The organism is Ruegeria sp. CDSC079, from assembly GCF_059610505.1.
This window is the reverse complement of record NZ_JBXWNT010000010.1, coordinates 28,195-50,018: the sequence shown is the minus strand read 5'-3', so window position 1 is coordinate 50,018 and position 21,824 is coordinate 28,195. Positions and strand designations below refer to the sequence as shown.

At 57.5% G+C, this 21,824-nt stretch carries 20 protein-coding genes; 13 read left to right on the top strand and 7 right to left on the bottom strand.

Annotated elements, in window-relative coordinates; all coding sequences use genetic code 11:
- Complete coding sequence (locus AC2FIC_RS17425) at nucleotides 1-1,536, bottom strand: winged helix-turn-helix domain-containing protein (protein ID WP_496692690.1); 1,536 nt, start codon at nucleotides 1,534-1,536, stop codon at nucleotides 1-3.
- A gap of 131 nt (nucleotides 1,537-1,667) precedes the next feature.
- Here AC2FIC_RS17425 and AC2FIC_RS17420 point away from each other — a divergent pair, with 131 nt between their 5' ends.
- The 3 genes from AC2FIC_RS17420 to AC2FIC_RS17410 all read left to right on the top strand — a co-directional run bounded on the left by AC2FIC_RS17420 (nucleotide 1,668) and on the right by AC2FIC_RS17410 (nucleotide 4,777).
- Nucleotides 1,668-2,714, top strand: a complete 1,047-nt coding sequence (locus AC2FIC_RS17420) for a PLP-dependent cysteine synthase family protein (RefSeq protein WP_496692689.1) — start codon at nucleotides 1,668-1,670, stop codon at nucleotides 2,712-2,714.
- Nucleotides 2,714-4,192, top strand: coding sequence for a pyridoxal phosphate-dependent decarboxylase family protein (locus AC2FIC_RS17415; RefSeq protein WP_496692688.1), 1,479 nt, complete (start codon nucleotides 2,714-2,716; stop codon nucleotides 4,190-4,192). Before AC2FIC_RS17420 ends, AC2FIC_RS17415 begins: the two co-directional genes overlap by 1 nt.
- A gap of 237 nt (nucleotides 4,193-4,429) precedes the next feature.
- Complete coding sequence (locus AC2FIC_RS17410; RefSeq protein WP_142638371.1) at nucleotides 4,430-4,777, top strand: hypothetical protein; 348 nt, start codon at nucleotides 4,430-4,432, stop codon at nucleotides 4,775-4,777.
- A gap of 2 nt (nucleotides 4,778-4,779) precedes the next feature.
- Here AC2FIC_RS17410 and AC2FIC_RS17405 read toward each other — a convergent pair whose 3' ends face one another.
- The 4 genes from AC2FIC_RS17405 to AC2FIC_RS17390 form a co-directional block, all read right to left on the bottom strand.
- Entirely contained in the window at nucleotides 4,780-5,265 is a 486-nt protein-coding gene (locus AC2FIC_RS17405; RefSeq protein WP_496692687.1) for a flavodoxin family protein, read from the bottom strand.
- A 1-nt stretch (nucleotide 5,266) separates the two neighbouring features.
- Nucleotides 5,267-5,737 carry a 23S rRNA (pseudouridine(1915)-N(3))-methyltransferase RlmH gene (gene rlmH, locus AC2FIC_RS17400; protein WP_496692686.1) on the bottom strand — a complete coding sequence of 157 codons (471 nt, stop codon included), beginning with the start codon at nucleotides 5,735-5,737 and terminating at the stop codon, nucleotides 5,267-5,269.
- Nucleotides 5,738-5,781: 44 nt separating this feature from the next.
- Nucleotides 5,782-6,144 (bottom strand): ribosome silencing factor, encoded by a 363-nt coding sequence (gene rsfS / locus AC2FIC_RS17395; protein ID WP_496692685.1) that lies wholly within the window; start codon nucleotides 6,142-6,144, stop codon nucleotides 5,782-5,784.
- A 161-nt stretch (nucleotides 6,145-6,305) separates the two neighbouring features.
- On the bottom strand, nucleotides 6,306-7,658 hold the full coding sequence (locus tag AC2FIC_RS17390; protein ID WP_496692684.1) for a mechanosensitive ion channel family protein: 1,353 nt from the start codon (nucleotides 7,656-7,658) through the stop codon (nucleotides 6,306-6,308).
- Between the two features lie 102 nt (nucleotides 7,659-7,760).
- Between AC2FIC_RS17390 and AC2FIC_RS17385 the strand changes: the two genes are divergently transcribed.
- The 8 genes from AC2FIC_RS17385 (at nucleotide 7,761) to leuB (ending at nucleotide 15,904) form a co-directional block, all read left to right on the top strand.
- The gene (locus AC2FIC_RS17385) at nucleotides 7,761-7,859 is read left to right on the top strand and encodes an isopropylmalate isomerase (protein WP_271950909.1); all 99 of its coding nucleotides are present in this window, start codon (nucleotides 7,761-7,763) and stop codon (nucleotides 7,857-7,859) included.
- Nucleotides 7,860-7,911: 52 nt separating this feature from the next.
- Complete coding sequence (gene leuC / locus AC2FIC_RS17380) at nucleotides 7,912-9,315, top strand: 3-isopropylmalate dehydratase large subunit (RefSeq protein ID WP_496692683.1); 1,404 nt, start codon at nucleotides 7,912-7,914, stop codon at nucleotides 9,313-9,315.
- 37 nt (nucleotides 9,316-9,352) lie between these two features.
- Complete coding sequence (locus AC2FIC_RS17375) at nucleotides 9,353-9,907, top strand: HdeD family acid-resistance protein (RefSeq protein ID WP_271950915.1); 555 nt, start codon at nucleotides 9,353-9,355, stop codon at nucleotides 9,905-9,907.
- Nucleotides 9,908-9,949: 42 nt separating this feature from the next.
- Entirely contained in the window at nucleotides 9,950-10,555 is a 606-nt protein-coding gene (leuD, locus tag AC2FIC_RS17370; RefSeq protein WP_142638386.1) for a 3-isopropylmalate dehydratase small subunit, read from the top strand.
- Nucleotides 10,556-10,917: 362 nt separating this feature from the next.
- Complete coding sequence (locus tag AC2FIC_RS17365) at nucleotides 10,918-11,748, top strand: hypothetical protein (RefSeq protein ID WP_496692682.1); 831 nt, start codon at nucleotides 10,918-10,920, stop codon at nucleotides 11,746-11,748.
- Complete coding sequence (locus tag AC2FIC_RS17360; RefSeq protein ID WP_496692681.1) at nucleotides 11,745-12,929, top strand: endonuclease/exonuclease/phosphatase family protein; 1,185 nt, start codon at nucleotides 11,745-11,747, stop codon at nucleotides 12,927-12,929. The genes AC2FIC_RS17365 and AC2FIC_RS17360 overlap by 4 nt, the downstream gene beginning before the upstream one ends.
- 836 nt (nucleotides 12,930-13,765) lie before the next feature.
- A complete protein-coding gene (locus AC2FIC_RS17355; RefSeq protein ID WP_142638394.1) occupies nucleotides 13,766-14,659 on the top strand; it encodes a LysR family transcriptional regulator in 894 nt (297 codons plus the stop codon).
- Between the two features lie 141 nt (nucleotides 14,660-14,800).
- Nucleotides 14,801-15,904, top strand: a complete 1,104-nt coding sequence (leuB, locus tag AC2FIC_RS17350) for a 3-isopropylmalate dehydrogenase (protein ID WP_142638396.1) — start codon at nucleotides 14,801-14,803, stop codon at nucleotides 15,902-15,904.
- A gap of 176 nt (nucleotides 15,905-16,080) precedes the next feature.
- On the opposite strand, the gene AC2FIC_RS17345 is transcribed toward leuB, so the two are convergent.
- Both AC2FIC_RS17345 and AC2FIC_RS17340 read right to left on the bottom strand, forming a co-directional pair.
- Nucleotides 16,081-17,418 carry a metal-dependent hydrolase family protein gene (locus AC2FIC_RS17345; RefSeq protein WP_496692680.1) on the bottom strand — a complete coding sequence of 446 codons (1,338 nt, stop codon included), beginning with the start codon at nucleotides 17,416-17,418 and terminating at the stop codon, nucleotides 16,081-16,083.
- A 233-nt stretch (nucleotides 17,419-17,651) separates the two neighbouring features.
- A complete protein-coding gene (locus AC2FIC_RS17340) occupies nucleotides 17,652-19,835 on the bottom strand; it encodes a transglycosylase domain-containing protein (RefSeq protein ID WP_496870197.1) in 2,184 nt (727 codons plus the stop codon).
- A 258-nt stretch (nucleotides 19,836-20,093) separates the two neighbouring features.
- Here AC2FIC_RS17340 and AC2FIC_RS17335 point away from each other — a divergent pair, with 258 nt between their 5' ends.
- Nucleotides 20,094-20,432: a P-II family nitrogen regulator gene (locus tag AC2FIC_RS17335; RefSeq protein WP_142638403.1), complete on the top strand. Its 339-nt coding sequence runs from the start codon at nucleotides 20,094-20,096 to the stop codon at nucleotides 20,430-20,432.
- 33 nt (nucleotides 20,433-20,465) lie between these two features.
- Nucleotides 20,466-21,788 carry an ammonium transporter gene (locus AC2FIC_RS17330; RefSeq protein WP_281973849.1) on the top strand — a complete coding sequence of 441 codons (1,323 nt, stop codon included), beginning with the start codon at nucleotides 20,466-20,468 and terminating at the stop codon, nucleotides 21,786-21,788.
- Nucleotides 21,789-21,824: the final 36 nt, after the last annotated feature.

The following is a 21,824-nucleotide window of genomic DNA, read 5'->3' as shown; positions in this document are numbered from 1 at the left end:
CTAGAATCCTAACGCTGTGAGCGCTGCACGTGTTGTGTTTCTTGCCTCACCCTTAGGAAGGGGGAAGGCCGCGAAAAAATGATCTAGTGACGCGTCCGGGCGACGCTTGCGGGCGCAATCAGCAAATCTACGGCCGTCTTCTATGTTTCCATTCGCCTGATGGGCCATAGCCGCTAACATATCGATGAGGAAATGCGCGCCGGGTGTGCGTGCAGACAGATCCCCCCAATGCGCGGCCTCTTCCCATTGGCAACTGTTGATCCGTGCCCATGCTTTCATGCCGTGCATTCCATAGAGCAACGGGTCTAGCGGGCTGAGACGCGTCGCCAGATCTGCACGTTGGTCAATGTTATCACTGACGCCGTTCAACGCTTGCACTAGACCGAGCGAGTAGTGACCCTGGGCATAATTTGGATTTAGCGAAACAGCCTGTTGCAAGTAATGCACCGCGGTGTCCAAATCTTGCTGAATCCAATAGCTACGCCCAAGCACAAAATTGGAAAACGGGTCATCGGGGGCCTGTTCCATTGCCCGTTCAGCAGCAGATAAGGCATCCTGAGCGGCAACACCGCGATCAGCGCCGAAACCGGTAAACGCCCTCTGGAAAGAAACGAAAGAAAGCCCGGCATGGGCACGTGCAAAATTGGGCGCACGGGCAAGAGCTTCTTTGAAATATCTGGCAGACAAAGCGTTGTCTTCTTGGGTGAACCGATAAATGTGGTTTAGTCCAAGGTGGAAAAAGCTCCAGGCGTCGAGGGATTCAATATCCTGCCGTCGGGCCTCGGCGGCCTGGTGGCGCGGAACATGGAGTTCGACCGCTGCTACTACAGAATTGGTGACATCGGCCTTGATAGAAAAAATGTCATCAATCAGGCCAGTGTAGCGATCAGCCCAGATCACTTGTCCGGAATCCGCAGCAGCAAGCACCGGAGACACGGTCAGATTTGGTCCGTTAATCTCGACGCTACCCGACAGCACATATCTTACATCTAACTGCTCGCGCACACTTTGCGTGTTTGCAACGCTACCGAGTTGGAAACTTGAGGCGCGCGCAATGACCGTCACCCACTTTGTCAGCGACAACGACACAATCAATTCATGTGCAAGGGCCGGAGCGATCACCCTAGCCTGATCTGTTTCTCCAAAGGCCTGAAACGGCAACACGGCAATGGATGGAGCGACCCCTTCATTGATGATCAGCGTCTCTGCGAGGTTTGCGCCGACCTTTTTGGTCACCGGCAATTCGAACCGAAAGCCCTGTCCCCGGATCGTGCGGATGATGCTTTGCGTTTTCCCGTCATCCCCCAAAGCGGCACGGGCAGATCGGATACGGCTTGCAATAGCGGCGTCTGAAATTGGTGCGCCATTCCAGATTTTGGTGACAATTTCGTCCAATGTCGTCACGCGCGAGCCGTTTTGGACCAATAAGCTCAGCAACAGGAAAACTTGCCGTTCAAGATGAACGCCTTGACCGTCCGAATACCGCAATTCAGCGGCAGCGTGGTCCAGCTCGAAATTGCCAAAACAGAATTTCATGAAAGAAATCTATCAGAAGTCGCGGAATTCTACACCATTTCTACAAGCCGTCTGCAAGCTTGTGCGCGAACTTTGGGGCAAAGTCAGTACATTAATGCAGAACATCATCCATTCAAAGAGGGGCTAGGAAAGTGATTTACGCAAATATCAACGAAACAATCGGACAAACGCCGGTAGTCCGGATCAACAATCTGGCACCCGATCACGTAGAGCTTTTTGTCAAAGCCGAGTTTTTCAACCCCGCAGCATCTGTCAAAGACAGGTTAGCGCTTAGCATTATCGAAGAAGCCGAGAAAAGCGGGGCGCTAAAACCAGGCCAAACGGTTGTTGAGGCAACCAGCGGCAACACCGGGATTGGTCTGGCGATGGTGTGTGCTGCAAAGGGCTATCCATTGGTGATCGTAATGGCGGACAGTTTTTCCGTCGAACGGCGGCGCCTCATGCGAGTGTTGGGGGCGAAAGTGGTGCTGACACCGCGGGCCGAAAAGGCGATGGGAATGTACAACAAGGCGGTAGAGCTGGCCGAGGCCAACGGTTGGTTTCTGGCCCGTCAATTTGAAACGGACGCGAATGCAAAAGTTCATGAAATGACAACAGGTCCTGAAATTATCGCAGATTTCAAGGATAAGCGGCTGACGCATTTTGTAACGGGATTTGGCACAGGAGGGACATTGACCGGAGTCGCGCGCGTGCTGCGTCGCGAGTCACCCGATACCCGGATTATCCTGACCGAACCTGAAAATGCCGGACTCGTAGGAAGTGGGATTGCGCAGGATCGCAATTCTGATGGAAGCCCTGCCGCCGGTCATTCAGCTTGGCAACCGCACCCGTTTCAAGGTTGGTCACCTGACTTTATCCCGGCTGTGTTGCAAGAAGCTTTGGACAACGGATCATTTGACGAACTGATGCCTGTCGCCGGTCCTGGCGCGATCAATATGGCACTGCAGCTTGCCCAGAAAGAGGGCATTCTGACGGGGGTATCTGGTGGCGGCACGGTTCTGGCAGCACTGCAAGTTGCTAAGACCGCCCCTGAAGGATCCGTTATTTTGGCGATGTTGCCAGATACGGCTGAACGCTATCTTTCGACGCCTTTGTTTGACGACATCGAGGCCGAGATGACCGACGAGGAACGCGCGATTTCCCTGTCCACACCAAGTGCGCAAATGGCGGGCGAGTAATGGACAGAATGCTGCATCAGGAAGAAACACTCGACCCGGAAGACTGGGAGGCCATGCGTGCCACGGCGTACCGCATGGTGGATGAAGCTGTGTTTCGGCTTTCCAATGTGCGCGAATCTCCTGTTTGGCAAAACATGCCAGACAGCGTGCGCGCGACATACAAAGAAGCGCTACCGAGATCGGGAATGCCGCTTGATACAGTCTTTGAAGAGATGAAAACCAACTTGCTGCCCTATCCAATGGGTAACATCCATCCCAGATTTTGGATGTGGTATATGGGTGCCAGCAATTTCACCGGCGCTCTCGGCGACTTTTTAGCTGCCATTCTGGGGTCAAACCTCGGCGGCGGAAATCACGCCGCAGCCCTTATGGACCAGCAAGTGGTGGACTGGCTCAAGACCATGGTCGGGTTCCCGGCTGGTGCTAGTGGAACCTTGACCAGTGGTGGCTCCGTAGCCAACCTGATAGGCCTCACGGTTGCGCGCAACACAGCGCTCGGCCAGCAAACCATCAGGGAACATGGGGTCGGCGGTGCTAGGCTAGCGTTTTATGCGTCCGATCAGGTTCATGGCTGCCATCTGACTGCAATGGAAGTGCTGGGCCTTGGATCAAATTCCCTGCGGTGCCTGCCATCCCGATCAGACTATACGATGGACGTTACAGCCTTGCGTGCACAGATTGCCGAAGACCGCGCGCATGGCATCCAGCCAGTCGCCATTATCGCAACAGCTGGAACTATCAACACCGGCGCAATTGACGATTTGTCCGCACTCGCAGATGTGTCCCGGCGCGAAGGTCTCTGGCTTCACGTGGACGGTTGCATCGGAGCACTAGCCGCTATCGCTCCTAAAAACGGAGTTAAGCTAAACGGTCTGGACAAAGCTGACTCTGTTGCGCTGGACCCACATAAATGGCTGCATGCACCGTTTGAGGTTGGCTGTTGTGTGGTCAAAGACAAATCGCAACATGTTGATACTTTCGCACTTAGCCAGTCATACCTGGAGAAGGAACCACGTGGCGTCGCCGCTGCCGATTGGCTACATGATTTTGGCATTCAGACATCGCGCGGGTTCCGGGCGCTTAAGGTTTGGATGAGCCTGAAGGAGCATGGTGTCGAAAAATTTGGTCGGCTGATCGACCAGAACATCAACCAAGCAGAGTATCTGGCGGATCGCATCCGAATGGCACAGGATATCGAACTTTTAGCCGATCCTGTGTTGGACATCGTGTGCTTTCGCATTTGCCTGCCCAACATGACGGAATCCAATCTCGAAGCCCTCAACCGAGAAGTCATGCTGCGACTGCAGGAAGATGGGGTTGCGGCGCTCTCTGACACGAGAGTTGGGTCGACCTATGCGCTGCGCTGCGCCATTTCCAATCACCGAACGCAACTGAGTGATCTTGACATACTTGTGGAGCAAATAGAGGAATTGATCCCGACATACAGATCGACCTTGCTCGATAACGAACCATACTGAAGGTATTGGTTGTGCGAGCAAAATACGTTTCATATGATGCTCTGATACCATAGTGATTGCAACTGGTTGCATAGAAGTTGTCCACGTGCTGTTGGCGATCTGGCAGCACTAGGATGTCGGTTTGCTGCCGTGGACAATTCCCCAGCCCTCCGTTTGGAGTCGGATCTACCCGCGCGAAACGCTAAGCAGCCAAAAAGAAAACCTTTGTGGGGCCCGCCAAGAGTTTAGGATCGAAACATGCGATATGTGATTCTCTGCACCTTTCTGGCCAGCCCCACCCTAGCCGATCCGCCAACGATCGAGCAGGTCAACGCCTCGTCCAGCGGTGGCAGTTGGCGTTTCGACGTGACGATCCGGCATCCGGACACCGGATGGGATCACTATGCCGATGGCTGGCGTGTGCTGGATATGGATGGGAATGAGCTGGGGATGCGTGTGTTGCATCACCCGCATGAGACGGAACAGCCCTTTACCCGCTCGCTGGGCGGGGTGGCAATTCCGGATGGTACATCGCAGGTTCAGATACAGGCCCGTTGCAGCGTGGATGGCTGGGCGGACGAAACCATTGTTGTGCCGCTGAACTGACCTCAGAACACGCCCAACGCCAGCCCTGCGGCCATCGCCTGCCCCAAGTCGCGGCATGTCTGCAGCGCCTCTTCGGGGATGCGTTTTTCGGCCAGGATCGCCTCGGGCGTTTGTGCATGGGTGCATATGATCAGCGGCGACTGAACTTCTTTCAGCCGCCATCCGGTTGCAATTCGGGCCGTCTGTCGTGCCGCATTCTGCCCGTCGGACCCGGCACAGATCATCTGGGCAAAGGGGCGACCTTCGATGCGACCAAGAACCGGATAATAACAGCGGTCGTAAAACTCTTTCATCACGCCCGAAATCGCCGCCAGGTTTTCGGGTGCGCAGAAGATATAACCATCTGCGGCTAGCAGATCTTGGGGTCCGGCCCGCTCTGCGGGCTTCAAAACGGTGTCGGCCTCATCGTGCGCACCTTCGGCAGCAGCTTCGGCCATCTGCCGGGCGCCGCCGGTGCGTGAATGGTAAACGATCAATAGCTGCGCCATGTCAGACCCGGTGATAGGGACCGCCCGACAGGATGGTTGCGGCCCGATAAAGTTGCTCGGCCAGCATCACACGGACCAGCATGTGGGGCCAGACCATGGACCCGAAAGAGATGGAGAAATCCGCCTCGGCGCGCAGATCAGGGTCTATTCCGTCGGCACCGCCAATGATCAGCGCCAGATCCTGCCGCCCCGCATCGCGCCAACCGCCCAGGTTTTGGGCAAAATCGGGCGAGGACATCACCCGCCCCCGTTCATCCAGCGTGCAGATTACGGTGCCTTTGGGCAGCGCCTTGCGCAGCAATGTGGCCTCGGCCCCCATCCCTGCGTTTTTCTTGTCTTCGACCTCGATCACCCGCGCAGGCCCAAGGCCCAACGCGCGGCCGGTCCGATCAAATCGGGTCAGGTAATCATCAAACAGGGATTTCTCGGGTCCGGCGCGCAATCGCCCGACCGCAACTATGCTGATCCGCATATCTCTCTCGCCTCCGGCCCGTTAATGCAGGCCGGGATAGCGCCTCAGTTCGCCGAGGCGCTGCTGCCCGCAGGCTGCCACATCTTTTCCAGCTGATAAAATTCACGCACTTCGGGGCGGAAGATATGAACGACCACGTCGCCCGTATCGATCAGCACCCAGTCGCCGGCATCCTTGCCTTCGACCTTCGAGGTGAATCCGAATTCCTGCTTGATGCGATCCGTCAGCTTTTCCGCCATGGCCGAGACCTGACGGGTCGATCGACCCGAGGCAATAACCATGTGATCCGCGACGGACGACTTGCCCTGCAGGTTGATCTGCACGACGTCTTCGGCCTTGTCATCGGAAAGTGAGGAAAGGATACGTTCAAGCAGCTTGTCGCTGATTGACTGAGAGTGGGCCATCATATTGGCCCCATCTTCGGCGGGCAAACCCGCCTGAGTGTGTAGAGACAGGACATAGTCCTCCTTTGCTGCGCGCCATGATATCCCGGCGCCGGGGTACTAATAAGGTAGCAAGGAGATTGCAACATTTCAATGAACACAGACCAAAGGGTCGCAACGATTGCTTAGTCGGTGGCAAGCTGTTGCGCATCGGTGTCGTCATTCAGCACGCGCACCTCTCGCTGCGGAAACGGGATCGAGATGCCTTCAGACTTGAATGCGTCCCACAGCGCCAGATAGACATTGCCCCGTATATTGGTCAGCCCTTTGGTCGGATCGCTGATCCAGAATCGCAGCACGTAATCCACGCTGCTGTCGCCGAACCCCGTAATGTGGCAGACCGCGTCATGTCCGCTGCCACTGAGCACACGCTCGACAGATTTAACCGCATGGATGGCCGTTGCCCGCACATTATGGGGGTCATCCGTGTAACTTGTGCCAAATGTCAGATCCAGCCGCACGAACCGGTCCGAATGCGACCAGTTCACCACCTGATTGGTGATCAAATCCTCGTTCGGGATCAGGTATTCGCGCCCATCCCGCGTGACCACCGAGACATAGCGCGCGCCCAGCGCGTTGATCCAGCCGAACGTGTCGCCCAGCGAAATCACATCACCCGGTTTGATCGACCGATCCATCAGGATGATGATGCCCGAGATCAGATTCGACACCACTTTCTGCAAACCAAAGCCGATGCCGACACCAATGGCCCCCGACAACAGCGCAATACCAGTCAAATCAAAGCCCAGCGTCCGAATGGCGGCCATGAAGACGGCGCCATAGATGACGACCTGTAATCCCTTAGCCAACAAGACCTGCATTGACGGCGAGATATCGTCATTGCGTTTGAGGCCACGTTCAGCAGCACCGGTGCCAAGACGGGCCAGCGTCAACAACACGCCAATCAGCAAAAGCGCCTTGAGGATACCCAACGCCGAGAGGTGCAGATCCCCGATCGAGATCGCCACCCCATCCAGAAACCCAGCGACGTCATCGGTCAAGTTCAGCGCAATCAGCGTCGCATAAGCCCACATTGCCCATTTGAAAATTCGCCGCAGCGTCCGGTTTCGGACCAGACGGGCCACTAGCGCAATCGCCAGCCAGGCGGTCGCCAATGTTGCCACCACCCCGATGATATAGCTGCGCGATGGCCAGGTGATCTGCTGCATCACCAGATACAGCATCCAGGACAGCGTGACGAAATAGACAAGCGTCAGACGCTGCATCAGCTGGATCAGCGTGCGCAACCGCCATTTGGGCCAACCAGAGCGGGCACGGGCCCAGGCCTCCCATCGGCCCTGCGTAACCAGCTTCAACACATAGGCCAGCGCCCAGAGACCCAGGATGATGACCAGCTGATGTTGACGCCAGCCCGGTGTAATGACCAGATCGACCAGTCTATCGAATTGCAGGGAAAAGGCCTCGATCATGGTCTGATACAGATCAGACAGCGAACTGGGTATCAGGTCTGGGTTCATGCACGTCTCCTGCTTGCCAGCTTGGACAGCGTTGACGCATGATGCAAGCCCGTCGCCGGATTGCGCCTTGATTGACGGACTGACGCGATATATCTGATGCGCATGAGACTCAATCTGACCCCAGCACCTACGTTGCAAGACCGCACGCGACTGCGTGAACGGTTCTTTGGGGCCGCCCGCACGGTTCTGGCCCGCCTATAAGCGGCGTCCAGCCACTCGCCAGCTAAATCTCAATACATACGGGAGAGGACCGATGTCCCCCAAAACACTCTATGACAAGATCTGGGATGCCCATGTCGCGCACGAAGCCGATGATGGCACCTGCCTGCTGTATATCGACCGCCATCTGGTCCACGAAGTGACCAGCCCGCAGGCCTTCGAAGGCCTGCGTATGGCAGGTCGCCCGGTACGCGCACCGGAAAAGACCATCGCGGTACCGGATCACAACGTGCCCACCACGCCGGATCGCGTGAACGGCATCGAAAACCCCGAATCGCGCATTCAGGTCGAGGCACTGGACAAGAACGCCAAGGATTTCGGCATTCACTATTACCCGGTGAATGACGTTCGCCAGGGCATCGTACATATCGTTGGCCCGGAACAGGGCTGGACCCTGCCCGGCATGACCGTTGTTTGCGGCGACAGCCACACCGCCACCCATGGTGCGTTTGGTGCGCTGGCCCACGGCATCGGCACGTCCGAGGTTGAACACGTTCTGGCCACGCAGACCCTGATCCAGAAGAAATCCAAGAACATGAAGGTGGAAATCACCGGCACACTGCAGCCGGGCGTGACCGCCAAGGATATCACTCTGGCCGTGATCGGCGAGACCGGCACTGCTGGTGGCACCGGCTATGTCATCGAATATTGCGGCGAAGCGATCCGCAATCTGTCGATGGAAGGCCGCATGACCGTCTGCAACATGGCGATCGAAGGCGGCGCGCGCGCCGGTCTCATTGCTCCGGACGAAACCACCTATGACTACGTCAAAGGTCGCCCACACGCCCCGAAAGGGGCCCAGTGGGAAGCGGCGATGGACTGGTGGAAAACGCTGTTCACCGACGAAGACGCGCATTTCGACAAGATCATCACTCTGCGCGGCGAAGACATCGCGCCGGTCGTCACCTGGGGCACCAGCCCCGAGGATGTGCTGCCGATCACTGCATCCGTGCCTCACCCCGAGGATTTCGAAGGTGGCAAAGTCGATGCGGCCCGCCGGTCCATCGAATATATGGGTCTGGAAGCCGGTCAGAAGCTCAGCGACGTCGAAATCGACACCGTCTTTATCGGGTCCTGCACCAACGGCCGCATCGAGGACCTGCGCGCCGCTGCCGAGATTCTGAAGGGCAAAAAGATCAAGGACGGGATGCGGGCGATGGTTGTGCCTGGTTCAGGCCTTGTCCGCGCGCAGGCCGAGGAAGAAGGTCTGGCCGAGATCTTCAAAGAGGCCGGGTTCGAATGGCGTTTGGCGGGATGTTCCATGTGCCTGGCGATGAACCCCGACCAGTTGCAACCGGGCGAGCGCTGCGCCGCGACCTCGAACCGCAACTTCGAAGGCCGTCAGGGCCGCGGCGGGCGCACCCACCTGCTAAGCCCCGCAATGGCTGCCGCAGCGGCAATCACAGGACGGCTGACAGACGTCCGCGAGTTGATGTAAGCTGCCCTCATAACTGGATATTTGAGGGATTTAAGACATGAGTGACTGGATCAAATGGCTCCTGATGGGGCTTCTGTCCATAGTGTTCGGCCTTTTTGTGCTGGGCGCGCCTGCAGTGGCGTCGATTGCCGTAACGGTGGTGACCGGCGTACTGCTGCTGATTTCAGGGGCATTGCAGGTGGTCGGTGGGTTCACCGTCGAGGGCACCGGCAACAAAATCCTGTCGCTTATTATGGGTGCGGTGATGCTGTTTCTGGGCTGGTCCTTCCTGGATCACCCGCTGCAGGGCACCGTGACGCTGGCGACGGTTTGTCTGATCCTGTTCATGGCAGGCGGTATTGCGCGGGTCATTTTGTCGTTCCAGATGAAAGGTACGCAGTATTTCTGGGCGACACTGATCTCGGGCGTGATGTCGATTGTTCTGGCGATGCTCATCTGGCGGTTCGCAGCAACCGATCCCGTCGTGCTGTTGCAACTGCTCGGCATCCTGTTGGGGATCGAAATGGTGTTCAACGGTCTGGGGCTGGTCTTCATGGCGCTCTTCATCAAAGACGCACCCAAAGGCGAAACAACTGAAGCGAAACAAGCTTAAACGCGGGGCATGGGCGCGGCCCTCCCCCGCAGGAGTGTAGACATGGAAAAGTTTGACAAAGTCCACGGGGTGGCCGCCCCGATGCCATTGATCAATATCGACACCGATATGATCATTCCGAAAGTGCACCTGAAAACGATCAAACGATCCGGCCTTGGCGTCGTACTGTTTGACGAGATGCGTTATCATGATCACGGCGGTGAGAATGAAGAGTTCATTCTGAACAAACCCGCTTATAGGCAAACCGAGATTCTGGTGGCCGGCGACAATTTCGGCTGCGGCTCATCGCGCGAACACGCGCCCTGGGCGATCAAGGATTTCGGCATCAAGGTTGTGATCTCGACCAGCTTTGCCGACATCTTCTTCAACAACTGCTTCAAGAACGGTATCCTGCCCATCGTGGTCGAGGAAGAACATCATGCAGTTCTGATGGAAGACGCGCATAGAGGCGAAAACGCCCGCATGACCGTGCATCTGGAAGATCAGCAGATCACCACATCCGATGGTGTCGTGATCGAATTCGAGGTGGATTCTCATCGTAAGCACTGCCTGCTGAACGGTTTGGACGATATTGGCCTGACGATGGAAAAAGACCACCACATCGAGAAATTCGAGGATCATGCGGGCCAGGCACGCCCCTGGGTGTGATTCTGGGAACGAATCTGTTGATACTCAACTTTATGGGGACGCCACGGCGTCCCCATTCGCCTTCTTGGGGTTCTGAACGGCGATACCACTACATATAGGTCTCGACTTGAAACACACGTCGGATTTGCGTCAAAAATGATGCAATCCCGCACCAGTTGCGCCATCATTTTGCCCAAAATTGAGTGTTTTCTGCCACCTGGCTTGAGCGAAATGTCGCTTATCGCCAATGTCGGCGGGTACAGGCACCCACCAAGGCAAAACATTGGTGAGAGATGACATCTGCTGCAACGGTAACGTGGCAGGCACAAGTTGGAATGAAGTCGGCAAAGAATCGGCTAATCCAGTTTGAAAGGGTTCGGATAGTGATTGCGCGCACAACAGGGGCGGCAATTCGGGGAATATTGGTTGCACTTTTGGTGCTGACACCCGCGTTGTACTTGCCCGTATCATCAACGAATGGGACCGAGATTGTCGTCTTTCTCGCCATTCTCGCGTTTTTCCTGACCTTCGCCGAATATAATTCGGCCTTCCCAAGCTTTATTGAATTTCGCGACGCACCACCGGTGAACCGCTTGCGCTTTGTTGGACTGGTTTCGATGGTCGCTTTCCTGACGCTGATCTGCAAAAACGCCTATTCGCCGACAGAATTGACCTCAGGTTTTTATGTGATCGGGTTGGGCGTCGCCAATGTGGTCGATTTCCCCTATTCACCCGTGCGTCTGATCGTGTTGATGCTGCCTGTCAACGCAAGCGCGCCGCTGATCGAACTTGTTCGTATCGCTGCCAGTGTGGCCTATGTCGCAGCTATGGTCACAATCGCCAGTTTCTACTACGCGGTGAAAATACGTGGTTGGCCCACCGGAAACGGAGCCTTCAACGTCTGGACCAATCTGCCGCTGTTCGATCCGACCAAGGGTGGCGATGTCGTGACCCGTCTGCAGCGTGATGGACGGTTGAACATCTCGATCGGCGTCCTGCTGCCGTTTGTAATCCCGGCTCTGATCAAGATCCTGACCGATTATGTGAGCCCGATCTCGCTGAACAGCCCCCAGACGCTGATCTGGACGTTGAGCGCTTGGGCCTTTCTGCCTGCTAGCATGATCATGCGAGGAATGGCGACACTGCGCATTGCAAACCTGATTGTCGAAAAACGCCGCGCCTATTCTACGACTGAAACAACACAGACCGCATGATTCGTGTTTTTTTGCTGCTTTTGCTGCCATTCGCAGCACAGGCAGAGACGATACGCATAGCCACCTTCAACACCGAACTCAGCCGTAAAGGACCGGGCATTCTGCTGCGCGATATCCGGCGCGGGGATGCGCAGGTTCGTGCTGTGATGCGGGTGTTGTTGGAAACCCAACCCGATATCGTTGCCTTGCAGGGCATCGACTGGGATCTCAATGGCGAAACGCTGACCGCATTCGGTGAGGCGCTGCGCGACGAGGGGCTGGACTATCCCTATCGCTTTACCGCCAAGCCTAATTCAGGAATAGAAACCAGTCTGGATCTGGACGGGGACGGGCAGGCCAATGGACCAAGAGATTCCCAAGGCTATGGCGAGTTCACCGGTCAGGGCGGGCTGGCCATTCTGTCCCGGTTTCCCATAAGCCATGACGACATGCAGGATTTCTCGGGAGTACTGTGGCGCGACCTGCCGGGGGCTGATCTGCCGACGGTCGATGGCACACCATTTCCCTCTGAAGCCGCCCAGCGCATTCAGCGACTGTCCTCGGTGGCACATTGGATCGTACCAATCGAGTCCCCGATCGGCCACCTGAACCTGATGACATTTCACGCGACCCCGCCCGTTTTCGACGGACCCGAGGACCGGAACGGGTTGCGCAATCGTGACGAAATTCGCTTGTGGAACGCTGTGCTGGACGGTGCTCTGGGCCCTGCCCCACTCGGGCCTTTCGTGATTGCTGGGGATGCAAATCTGGACCCCACGCGCGGGGAAGGCCGGAAAGAGGCTATCCAGGGCTTGCTGGCAGACCCGCGGTTGCAGGATGCAAGGCCTGCCACCCCCTCGGGGGCATTGGCCACGGTTGAGTGGAAAGCCGTCGGAGAGATGCGGGTTGATTACGTTCTGCCCTCGGCAGATCTACGCGTTGTGGATGCAGGCATCTTTTGGCCCGACACGGGCGCAGACTTGCGCGCAATCGCCGAACAGGCCAGCCGGCACCGGCTTGTCTGGGTGGACCTGGGACATCGCCAACGCTGGTCAGGCCCGGGCAGTTCTGACCAAGGTCGCGTTTTGCTTGGCTGTTTTCGGGATCGCAGAAGCCATCGCCGCGTCCAAGTCGGTCGTCTGAAATCCAGGGATAAGGTCGTCAAAGAATGCGCCGTCCAAACTATGCGGCAGATCCCATAGATAGCGCATCTCAACCAGATGTGGCGCCAACTTCCAGAAAGGCCGCAGTGCCTGAATCGGCCACCATTTCATGGGGCTGACAGCTATTTCGGCACCGGTCACCCGCGACAAGGATTGCGCAATATCCCGGCCGGTCAGGGTAAACCCGGCATAAGGAACCTCGCAGAAACGGGGAAGGTCCTGGCGGATATCAGCCAACGCAACGGCCGCTCGGGTCAGGTCGGGCAGATAGGCCCAGGCGTGTGGGATATCCGGGCGACCGGGATAAACCATCTTGCCGCGTGCCAAAGGCTTGATCATGACCTGATCGAACCAGTTCCCCGAGGCGCAAGTGTCAATGAAATCACCTGCCCTGAGAAGAATCGTTCTTACCGAGGATATTCGATAGGCTTCTTCCATCTCAACCCGGATCCTGCCCAGGGGATTATGCGCCGCATGCGGTGTTGCACCCGACCATGGCCCCGGCGTTTGCGCGCCAAAAACATAGACATTGCCGGGAAGGATCACAGTTGCACCGTGATCCGCTGCCGCATTGATCACGTCACGATGCAGTTCGGGGACTTGTCGCGCCCAGTCCGGATAGGCCGGATTCCAGGCATTGACGACAACATCCACCCCTTCGACAGATCGCTTCAGGTCCTGCGTCTTGCGATCAAAGCAGTGTACGGTCCAGCCCGCCTCGCGAAAAGCTATTGCGGCATTGCGTCCAAACCGACCCGTCGCACCCAGAATAAGGACTGTTCCCGTCATATAAGCCTCCTCTTGTCCATCTAATATGAGCCATTCAGTTCAATTCAGGAATTGCCGCCAAACGCAGAACGTGTATTCATTTTTGAATGGACAAATCTATCACCCACTCTGACTGGTCTCTGATCCAAAGCTTTCTGGCCGTAGCGGAAACCGGATCTTTGTCTGCCGCTGCCCGGCAGTTGAACCGCAGCCAGCCCACCCTGGGTCGCCAGATCCACGCACTTGAGGATGAGCTTGGCGTCTCGCTGTTTGACAGGCATGCGCGGGGCTTGAAGCTAAGCGAAGTCGGGGCGCAGCTTTTCCCGATGGCGCAACAGATGCACGTAGCCATGAACGCGTTCAGCCTGACGGCCGCAGGCCAGTCTCAGGAATTGGAGGGGTCGGTGCGCATCACCGCGTCGGTCTTTGCCTCTCATCACCTGCTGCCGCCGATTCTGGCCCAAATACGGGCAGCAGAACCCGCGATACAACTGGAACTGGTCGCCACCGATGCCACCGAGAACCTGCTCTACCGCGAGGCCGATATCGCAGTGCGGATGTTTCGGCCGGAACAGATGGACATCATCACGAAACATCTGGGGGAAATCAGACTGTGCTTTTGCGCAAGCCGGTCCTATCTGGATCGTGCCGGCCGCCCCAATTCTCCCGACGATCTGTTGAGTCATGACCTTGTCGGGTTTGATGCGAACGAGCAGATCATTATCGGCATGCGCGAAATGGGCTGGCCCGTGAACCGGGACAGCTTTGCCACACGCTGCGACTTTCAGACTGCCTATTGGGAACTGGTCCGCGCGGGCTGCGGTATCGGTTTTAGCGCCGTGAGAGTTGCCGAGGCCGACCCAGAGGTAGAGGTTTTGGACATAAACGTCGAAATCCCTGCGCTGCCGGTTTGGCTTGCCGCACCGCAGGCGATGCGGCAAACGACACGAATCCGACGAGTCTGGGATATGTTGGCCGAAGGGATAAAGGCCGATCTCTGACTGATTCACACTATCCGTGGCGTAGCAAGGGCACGGAAACCCGATTTCCCGTCCAGAACCTGCGTTTAGGCCGGTTCGTCTCATTGACCCGATGCGGCGCAGGCGCTAGGGCCTTTGCTGTCAAACGCAAGGAGATCCTTCATGTCCAACCCCTCGCTCCTCATCCTGCCCGGAGACGGAATTGGCCCCGAAGTCATGGCCGAAGTGCGCCGTATCATCGACTGGTTCGGTGCCAAGCGCGGCCTGGAATTCGACGTGAGCGAGGATCTGGTCGGCGGTGCCGCCTATGACGCCCATGGCAAACCGCTGTCGGACGAAACCATGGCCAAGGCGCAGGAGGCGGACGCAGTTCTGCTGGGTGCTGTTGGTGGACCCAAATACGACGATTTGGATTTCAGCCTCAAGCCCGAGCGCGGCTTGCTGCGGCTGCGCAAAGAAATGGACCTGTATTCGAACCTGCGCCCGGCACAATGCTTTGACGCGCTGGCGGATTTCTCGTCGCTGAAGAAAGACATCGTTGCCGGTCTGGATATCATGATCGTGCGCGAGCTGACCTCGGGCGTCTATTTCGGTGAGCCCCGCGGCATCTTCGAAGAAGGCAATGAACGCGTCGGCATCAACACCCAGCGCTATACCGAATCCGAGATCGAACGCGCCGCACGATCGGCTTTTGAGCTGGCGATGCGCCGGAACAAGAAACTGTGCTCGATGGAAAAGGCCAATGTCATGGAATCCGGCATTCTATGGCGCGAAGTCGTAAACCGGGTCGCTCAGGACTATCCCGAGGTCGAGCTGAGCCACATGTATGCCGACAATGGCGCGATGCAGCTGGTGCGTGCGCCCAAGCAGTTTGATGTGATCGTCACTGACAACCTGTTTGGTGACATCCTGTCGGACTGTGCCGCGATGCTGACCGGTTCACTGGGCATGCTGCCGTCCGCCTCCTTGGGCTCACCAATGGCCAATGGCCGCCCCAAGGCGATGTACGAGCCGGTCCACGGTTCCGCCCCCGATATCGCCGGTCAGGGCAAAGCCAACCCGATCGCCTGTATCCTGAGCTTTGCCATGGCCCTGCGCTACAGCTTCGATCAGGGGGCCGAGGCTGACCGTCTGGAAGCTGCGATCGAAAAAGTCCTGGCTGATGGCGTCCGCACCGGCGACCTGCTGGCGGATGAAGGCGTCACGCCGGTTTCCACCACGGAAATGGGCGACGCGATTCTGGCGGCGCTGGACGACAGCCTCTGATCAGAGGTCACACCCGAAAATAGAGGCGGCGCCAGATGCGCCGCCCAACTATAGCCGATGGCGTGGATCACTGGCACGTAGTCTGCTCGGGCTCTTGCCACGGACGACGTTAGTCTGCATTGACCCCAAAGCAGTTGTTACAAAGTTGGCTTTGAGCAAAGGACTTCATCTGGAACTCAGTCCAGCGTGTTCTTGTAGACTTTGCCGTCTTTCATGATCAAATCGAAATTCTCATGCGGGTCTGCGATCAGGTCGATATCTTGCAGCGGATTGCCGTCCACAAGGATTAAGTCGGCATAAGCGCCCTTTGCGATTACACCCAAATCGCCTTGTTGATAGGGGTGGCGCGGGCCTGAGAGTTTGAGCAGTTCAGCATTGGTTGAAGTCGCCATTTTCAGCACCTCGTATGGCGTGTACCAGCGCTGCAACTTGGCAAGGAACGCGCCTTGACGTTCGGCCAGTTTGGGATCGAACAGGATGTCGGTGCCGAAAGCGACTTTCACGCCAACTTCTTTCGCCGTTTTGTAGGTGAAATCTGTACCGTTGGTGACGTCGATCCATTTCTGCTGGCTAACAGGGTCGTCGAAAGAAAAGCCATCCTCGTCATCCAGAAGAGGCTGCACTGACAACCACACGTCGTTGTCGCGCATCAGTTCCATCGTTTCGCGGCTCATCAAGAAGCCATGCTCGATGGACTTAACGCCAGCGGCAACGGCTATCTCGACTGCCTCGTCCGTGAAGACATGAGATGCAACATAGGTGTTGTAGGTGTCAGCCACCTCTACGAATGCCTCGATTTCGGCCTTGGTGTATTGGCGTACATCCAGAGGGTCATAGGTAGATGACACCCCGCCGCCGGTGGAAATCTTAAGCTGGGTCGCGCCCATGCGCATGATTTCACGCGCGCGTTTGACCACTTCCGGAACACCATCAGCCTGCGCCATCAAACCAACGCTGTACCAGTACCATTGCGAATCCGCGCCGTTCGTCGGAACCGCTTGGTAGGGGCGATAGTCAAAGTGGCCGCCGGTTTGTGTCACGGGCGGGCCGGACGGCAGGATACGAGGGCCTTCGATCTCGCCTGCGTCAATCATCCGTTTTATGGCAAATGAATTGCCGCCAACGTCGCGCACCGTTGTAAAGCCGCGCATTAACGTGCCTTCGGACCCGATGGCACCCCGCACCGCGACTTCAAGAATATCGCCGGTCACAACCACGCTCTGCGGATTGCAGCAATAAAGCGTGTGCCAGTGTACGTCGATCAGGCCAGGCATCAACGTGCGCCCGCCGCCGTCGATGACGATACCATTGGCGACGGTGAGGGGTTCTGAGGACACATCTGTGATCAGATTGTCGGTTACAACGACATTGGCATTTGTAATCAATTCCTCATTCACACCATCAAACACGTTGACGTTTGTGAACAGTATCGGTCCCCCATCCTGGGAGAGCGCTTGCGAACTGGTTATTGCAAGAGCAATCGACGGAACCGCGGCAAGTTTGGGAAAATGCACTCGAAATTCCTCAGAAAATTCTGTCGGAGAAACCATCCCAGCGGAAGCAAGATTTTTCAAGCATTACCTCGCTTTTCTCCAAGGTCGGCTTTGTCCGCATATCGGAAGTTGCAATGTTGGCAGCGGCAGAGCAGTTCAGAGATGGAATTCACATTGATACGGATGCGAATCGGGCATTCTGCACCATATGCTGTCATTGGCTGACCCTGCGCGCCGACTTTTCCTTGCCTACATCAGTTGCCAAAGAGGTTGTTCAGCAGGTTGTTGATCGCATTTTCGAACCCATTGCCCTGATTGCGGCGCTGACGCCTGGGCTGCTCTTGCCGGACGGGCGGATCGGGGGCCAGCATTGGCAGCGGAGAGGGTGTCATCCCCTCGGTCACGCGCACCATCGTCTCTTTCCAAATCTCCGCAGGTAACCCGCCGCCGGTCACGCCGGACAGGGGGGTGTTGTCGTCATAACCCATCCAGACGCCGGTCACATAATCAGCCGTGAACCCGATGAACCAGGCATCCCGCGCCGCCTGCGTGGTGCCGGTCTTGCCTGCCACCTGCCAGCCGGGTAGTTTCGCGCGCCCGCCCGTGCCTTCGGACACGACACGTTCCATCATCCAGGTCAGTTGCTTGGCTGCCTTATCGTTGATCACCCGCTCACCGATGCCGGTGCTCGTCGCCATCAGAGGGGCGTCGTCGCCCAGCAGCTTCAGCTCGGTCAACCCATAGGGCTCAACCGCTGAGCCACCATTCAGGATACCGGCATAGGCCCCGGTCATCTCAATCAGCGTGCTTTCCGATGCGCCCAGCGCCAGCGCAGGACCCTCGGCCAGATTGCTTTCTATGCCGAACTCACTTGCGACGGTACGGACATTTTCCAGACCGGCAACCTCGGCCACTTTCACCGCCGGGATGTTCAATGAGTTCTTGAGAGCATCAGCAAGCGTGACGCGCCCATAATGCTTGTTGGTGTAGTTCTTGGGGCACCATTGCCCCGAACCGGCGATATTGATGCAATAGGGCTCGTCCATCACAGTATCCAGAGGCGAATAGCCCAGTTCCAACGCGGTGGCATAGACGAAGGGTTTGAAGGATGACCCTGTTTGCCTCAGCGCCTGTGTGGCCCGGTTGAAGGCGCCCGATACGCGGGTCTTGCGCCCGCCGACCATCGCCCGCACGGCACCATCTGCCGACATCACCACGATGGCAGCTTGCGCCTTGGATCCTTCGCGCACCTTTTCCTTGAAGATATATTGCAATGCCTCTTCTGCGGATTTCTGCAGGCGCTGGTCCAGCGTGGTTCGGATCACCACATCATCGGTGGTGTCCGAGCCGAAAAAGCTGGGCAATTCCGTGATGACCCAATCGGCAAAATACCCACCGGCGCGTGCAGCCGCAGCCTCGGACAGTTGCGCCGGGCTGCTGCGCGCGCCACTGGCCTGGGCCGAGGACAGATAGCCCTGCGCCTCCATCAGCCCAATCACCAACTGCGCCCTATCCTGCGAGCGTTGCAGGTTATTTGTCGGCGCATACCGCGTCGGCGCCACCAGAAGACCAGCCAGCATCGCCGCCTGCGAGGGGCTGACCTCGGCGGCAGAAATCCCGAAATAGCGCTGGCTTGCCGCCTCAAAGCCCCGCGCACCGGACCCGAGGAAGGCACGGTTCAGATAGATGGTCAGGATTTCATCCTTGGAGTATTTGACCTCCATCGCGATCGCATAGACAGCCTCTTTGCCCTTGCGCCACAGGGATCCCTGACGGCAATCAGCCTCATAGGCGGCCTCAGACTCCCATTCGCTGGGCACATAAGGCACGCCCAGACACAACAGCTTGGCCGTCTGCTGGGTGATCGTCGACCCGCCATGGCCAGACAAAGGCCCGCGTCCTTCGCGCAGGTTGATACGCACAGCGCTAGCGACACCCCGAGGACTGACGCCGAAATGGCGGTAGAATCGCTTGTCCTCGGTGGCGACCACTGCGTTTTTCAGATACGGAGAAACCGTGTCCGCGGTGATTACCCCGCCGAACTGATCCCCACGCCAGGCAAAGACTTTGCCATCCCGATCCAACAACGTGACCGACCCGCGCGCGCGCCCGTCTAGCAAAGCATCGACATCAGGCAAAGAGGTATAGACAACCCCGACAGCCAGCGCCAGCAACAGAGCGGCCACAGCGCCCACGCGCCAGCTTACCCCCCAGATCAGGCGCCAGACCCACCGAAACAACCGGCGAAAAAAGCCACCACCACCGCCGGATTTCCGGCGTGTCTTTCTCCGTGTGCTTTTGCGGGTTGTCGTTTTGCGCGCCGCAGCCTTTTTGCCTGCGGGTTTCGCAGTGCCTTTGGTCGCCGTGGGTTTTCGCCCCTTCGACGCGTATCTTTTGTCCGCCACAAGCGGTGCCTTGCGGCGCCTGGACTCAGTCATGCTCAAACTCTGCCCGGTTATCGTTTTGAGGCACCATACCCTGCTATACCGATGAAGTAGAGGTCTGAATTTCCGGAATACACCCTCTCTAACGCGCCTATAATTTAGTCGATATGCAGAATCTGTGCAAAAATTGTGCACTCACTCACCAATTCCTCCCGAATTTGACCACTGAACCGTTCCTTACACAGCTTCGGCACGCTCTTTTTCTGCAGGTGCAAACACGCCGGACAGACCGGGGAAGCAGAGGGGAACAGCGTGAAACTGATTATTGCAACAATCAAACCGTTCAAGCTCGAGGAGGTGCGCGAGGCACTGACCGACGCGGGCATACGCGGCATGATGGTAACCGAGATCAAGGGCTTCGGCTCGCAATCGGGGCACACGGAAATCTATCGCGGCGCCGAATACGCGGTGAACTTTGTACCCAAGATCAAGCTTGAGATCGTGGTGCCCGCCACGATGGCCGACCAGATCGTAGAAACCATCACCAAATCCGCCAAGACCGGCAAGATCGGCGACGGCAAGATTTTCGTCCTCGACGTTGAGCAGGCCCTGCGCGTGCGGACCGGGGAAACGAACGAAGAGGCGCTGTAAGCGCCCCCACTCAACACTATTCGAGGACTGACAATGAACCTGATGAAATCTCTCATCCCTGCCGCCGCGATAGTCGCGCTGCCGCAGATTGGCCTAGCGCAGGAGGCCGCCACCGGCGAAGCCGCGCTGCACACACAATACATCTTCACCACGCTGCTGTTTCTGATGGCAGGGTTCTTGGTTTTCTTCATGGCCGCCGGCTTTGCCATGCTCGAAGGCGGGCTGGTGCGGTCGAAAAACGTGGCCATGCAGATGATCAAGAACGTGGCGCTGTTTTCCTTTGCCGCGATCATGTACTGGCTGATCGGCTTCAACCTGATGTACCCCGGCGACGGCTGGACCATCGCGGGGTGGGTTGGACCGTTCTTCAAAACCACGGTCCTGGATCCGGTGGGCGTGGGTGCTGACGCCGCGGCATTGGATTATGCTTCGGTTGGTTCGGACTTCTTCTTCCAGCTGGTGTTTGTGGCCGCAACCGCGTCGATCGTATCGGGTGCTGTAGCTGAACGTATCAAGCTGTGGCCCTTCCTGGTTTTCGTGATTGTTCTGACCGGCGTCATGTACCCGATCTCTGGCTCGTGGCAGTGGGGCGGTGGCTGGTTGTCCGAGGCTGGTTTCTCGGATTTTGCCGGCTCGACCATCGTGCATTCGGTTGGCGGCTGGGCGGCTCTGGCGGGTGCCCTGATCCTGGGTCCGCGGATTGGCAAGTACAAAGACGGCAAGGTTCATCCGATGCCCGGTTCGAACCTGGCGCTGGCCACTTTGGGGACATTCATCCTGTGGCTGGGATGGTTCGGCTTCAACGGCGGCTCGCAGCTGGCGATGGGAACCGTGGGTGACGTATCCGACGTGTCGCGCATCTTTGCTAACACCAACATGGCCGCAGCGGCGGGCGCAGTGGCAGCCCTGATCCTGACACAGCTGCTGTACAAAAAACCTGACCTGACCATGGTGCTGAACGGCGCGCTGGCCGGCCTGGTGTCGATCACTGCGGAACCGCTGGCCCCGACGCTGTTCGGCGCACTGTGGATCGGCGCCGTAGGCGGTATCATCGTGGTCTTTGCGGTTCCAATGCTGGACAAGTTCAAGATCGACGACGTTGTCGGTGCCATCCCGGTTCACCTGTTCGCCGGGATCTGGGGCACCATCGCCGTGATCTTTTACGGCGAAGCCAGCCTGGGTACGCAGCTGCTGGGTATCCTCGCCTACGGTCTGTTCACCTTTGTCGGCGCATTGATCCTGTGGTCGATCCTGAAGGCCACCGTCGGCATTCGAGTCAGCGAAGAGGATGAGATCAACGGCCTGGACATGGCGGAACTGGGCATGGAAGCGTACCCGGAGTTCTCCAAGGGCTGATATCCAACCCAATCCAACAAAAAACCCGGGCGGTGT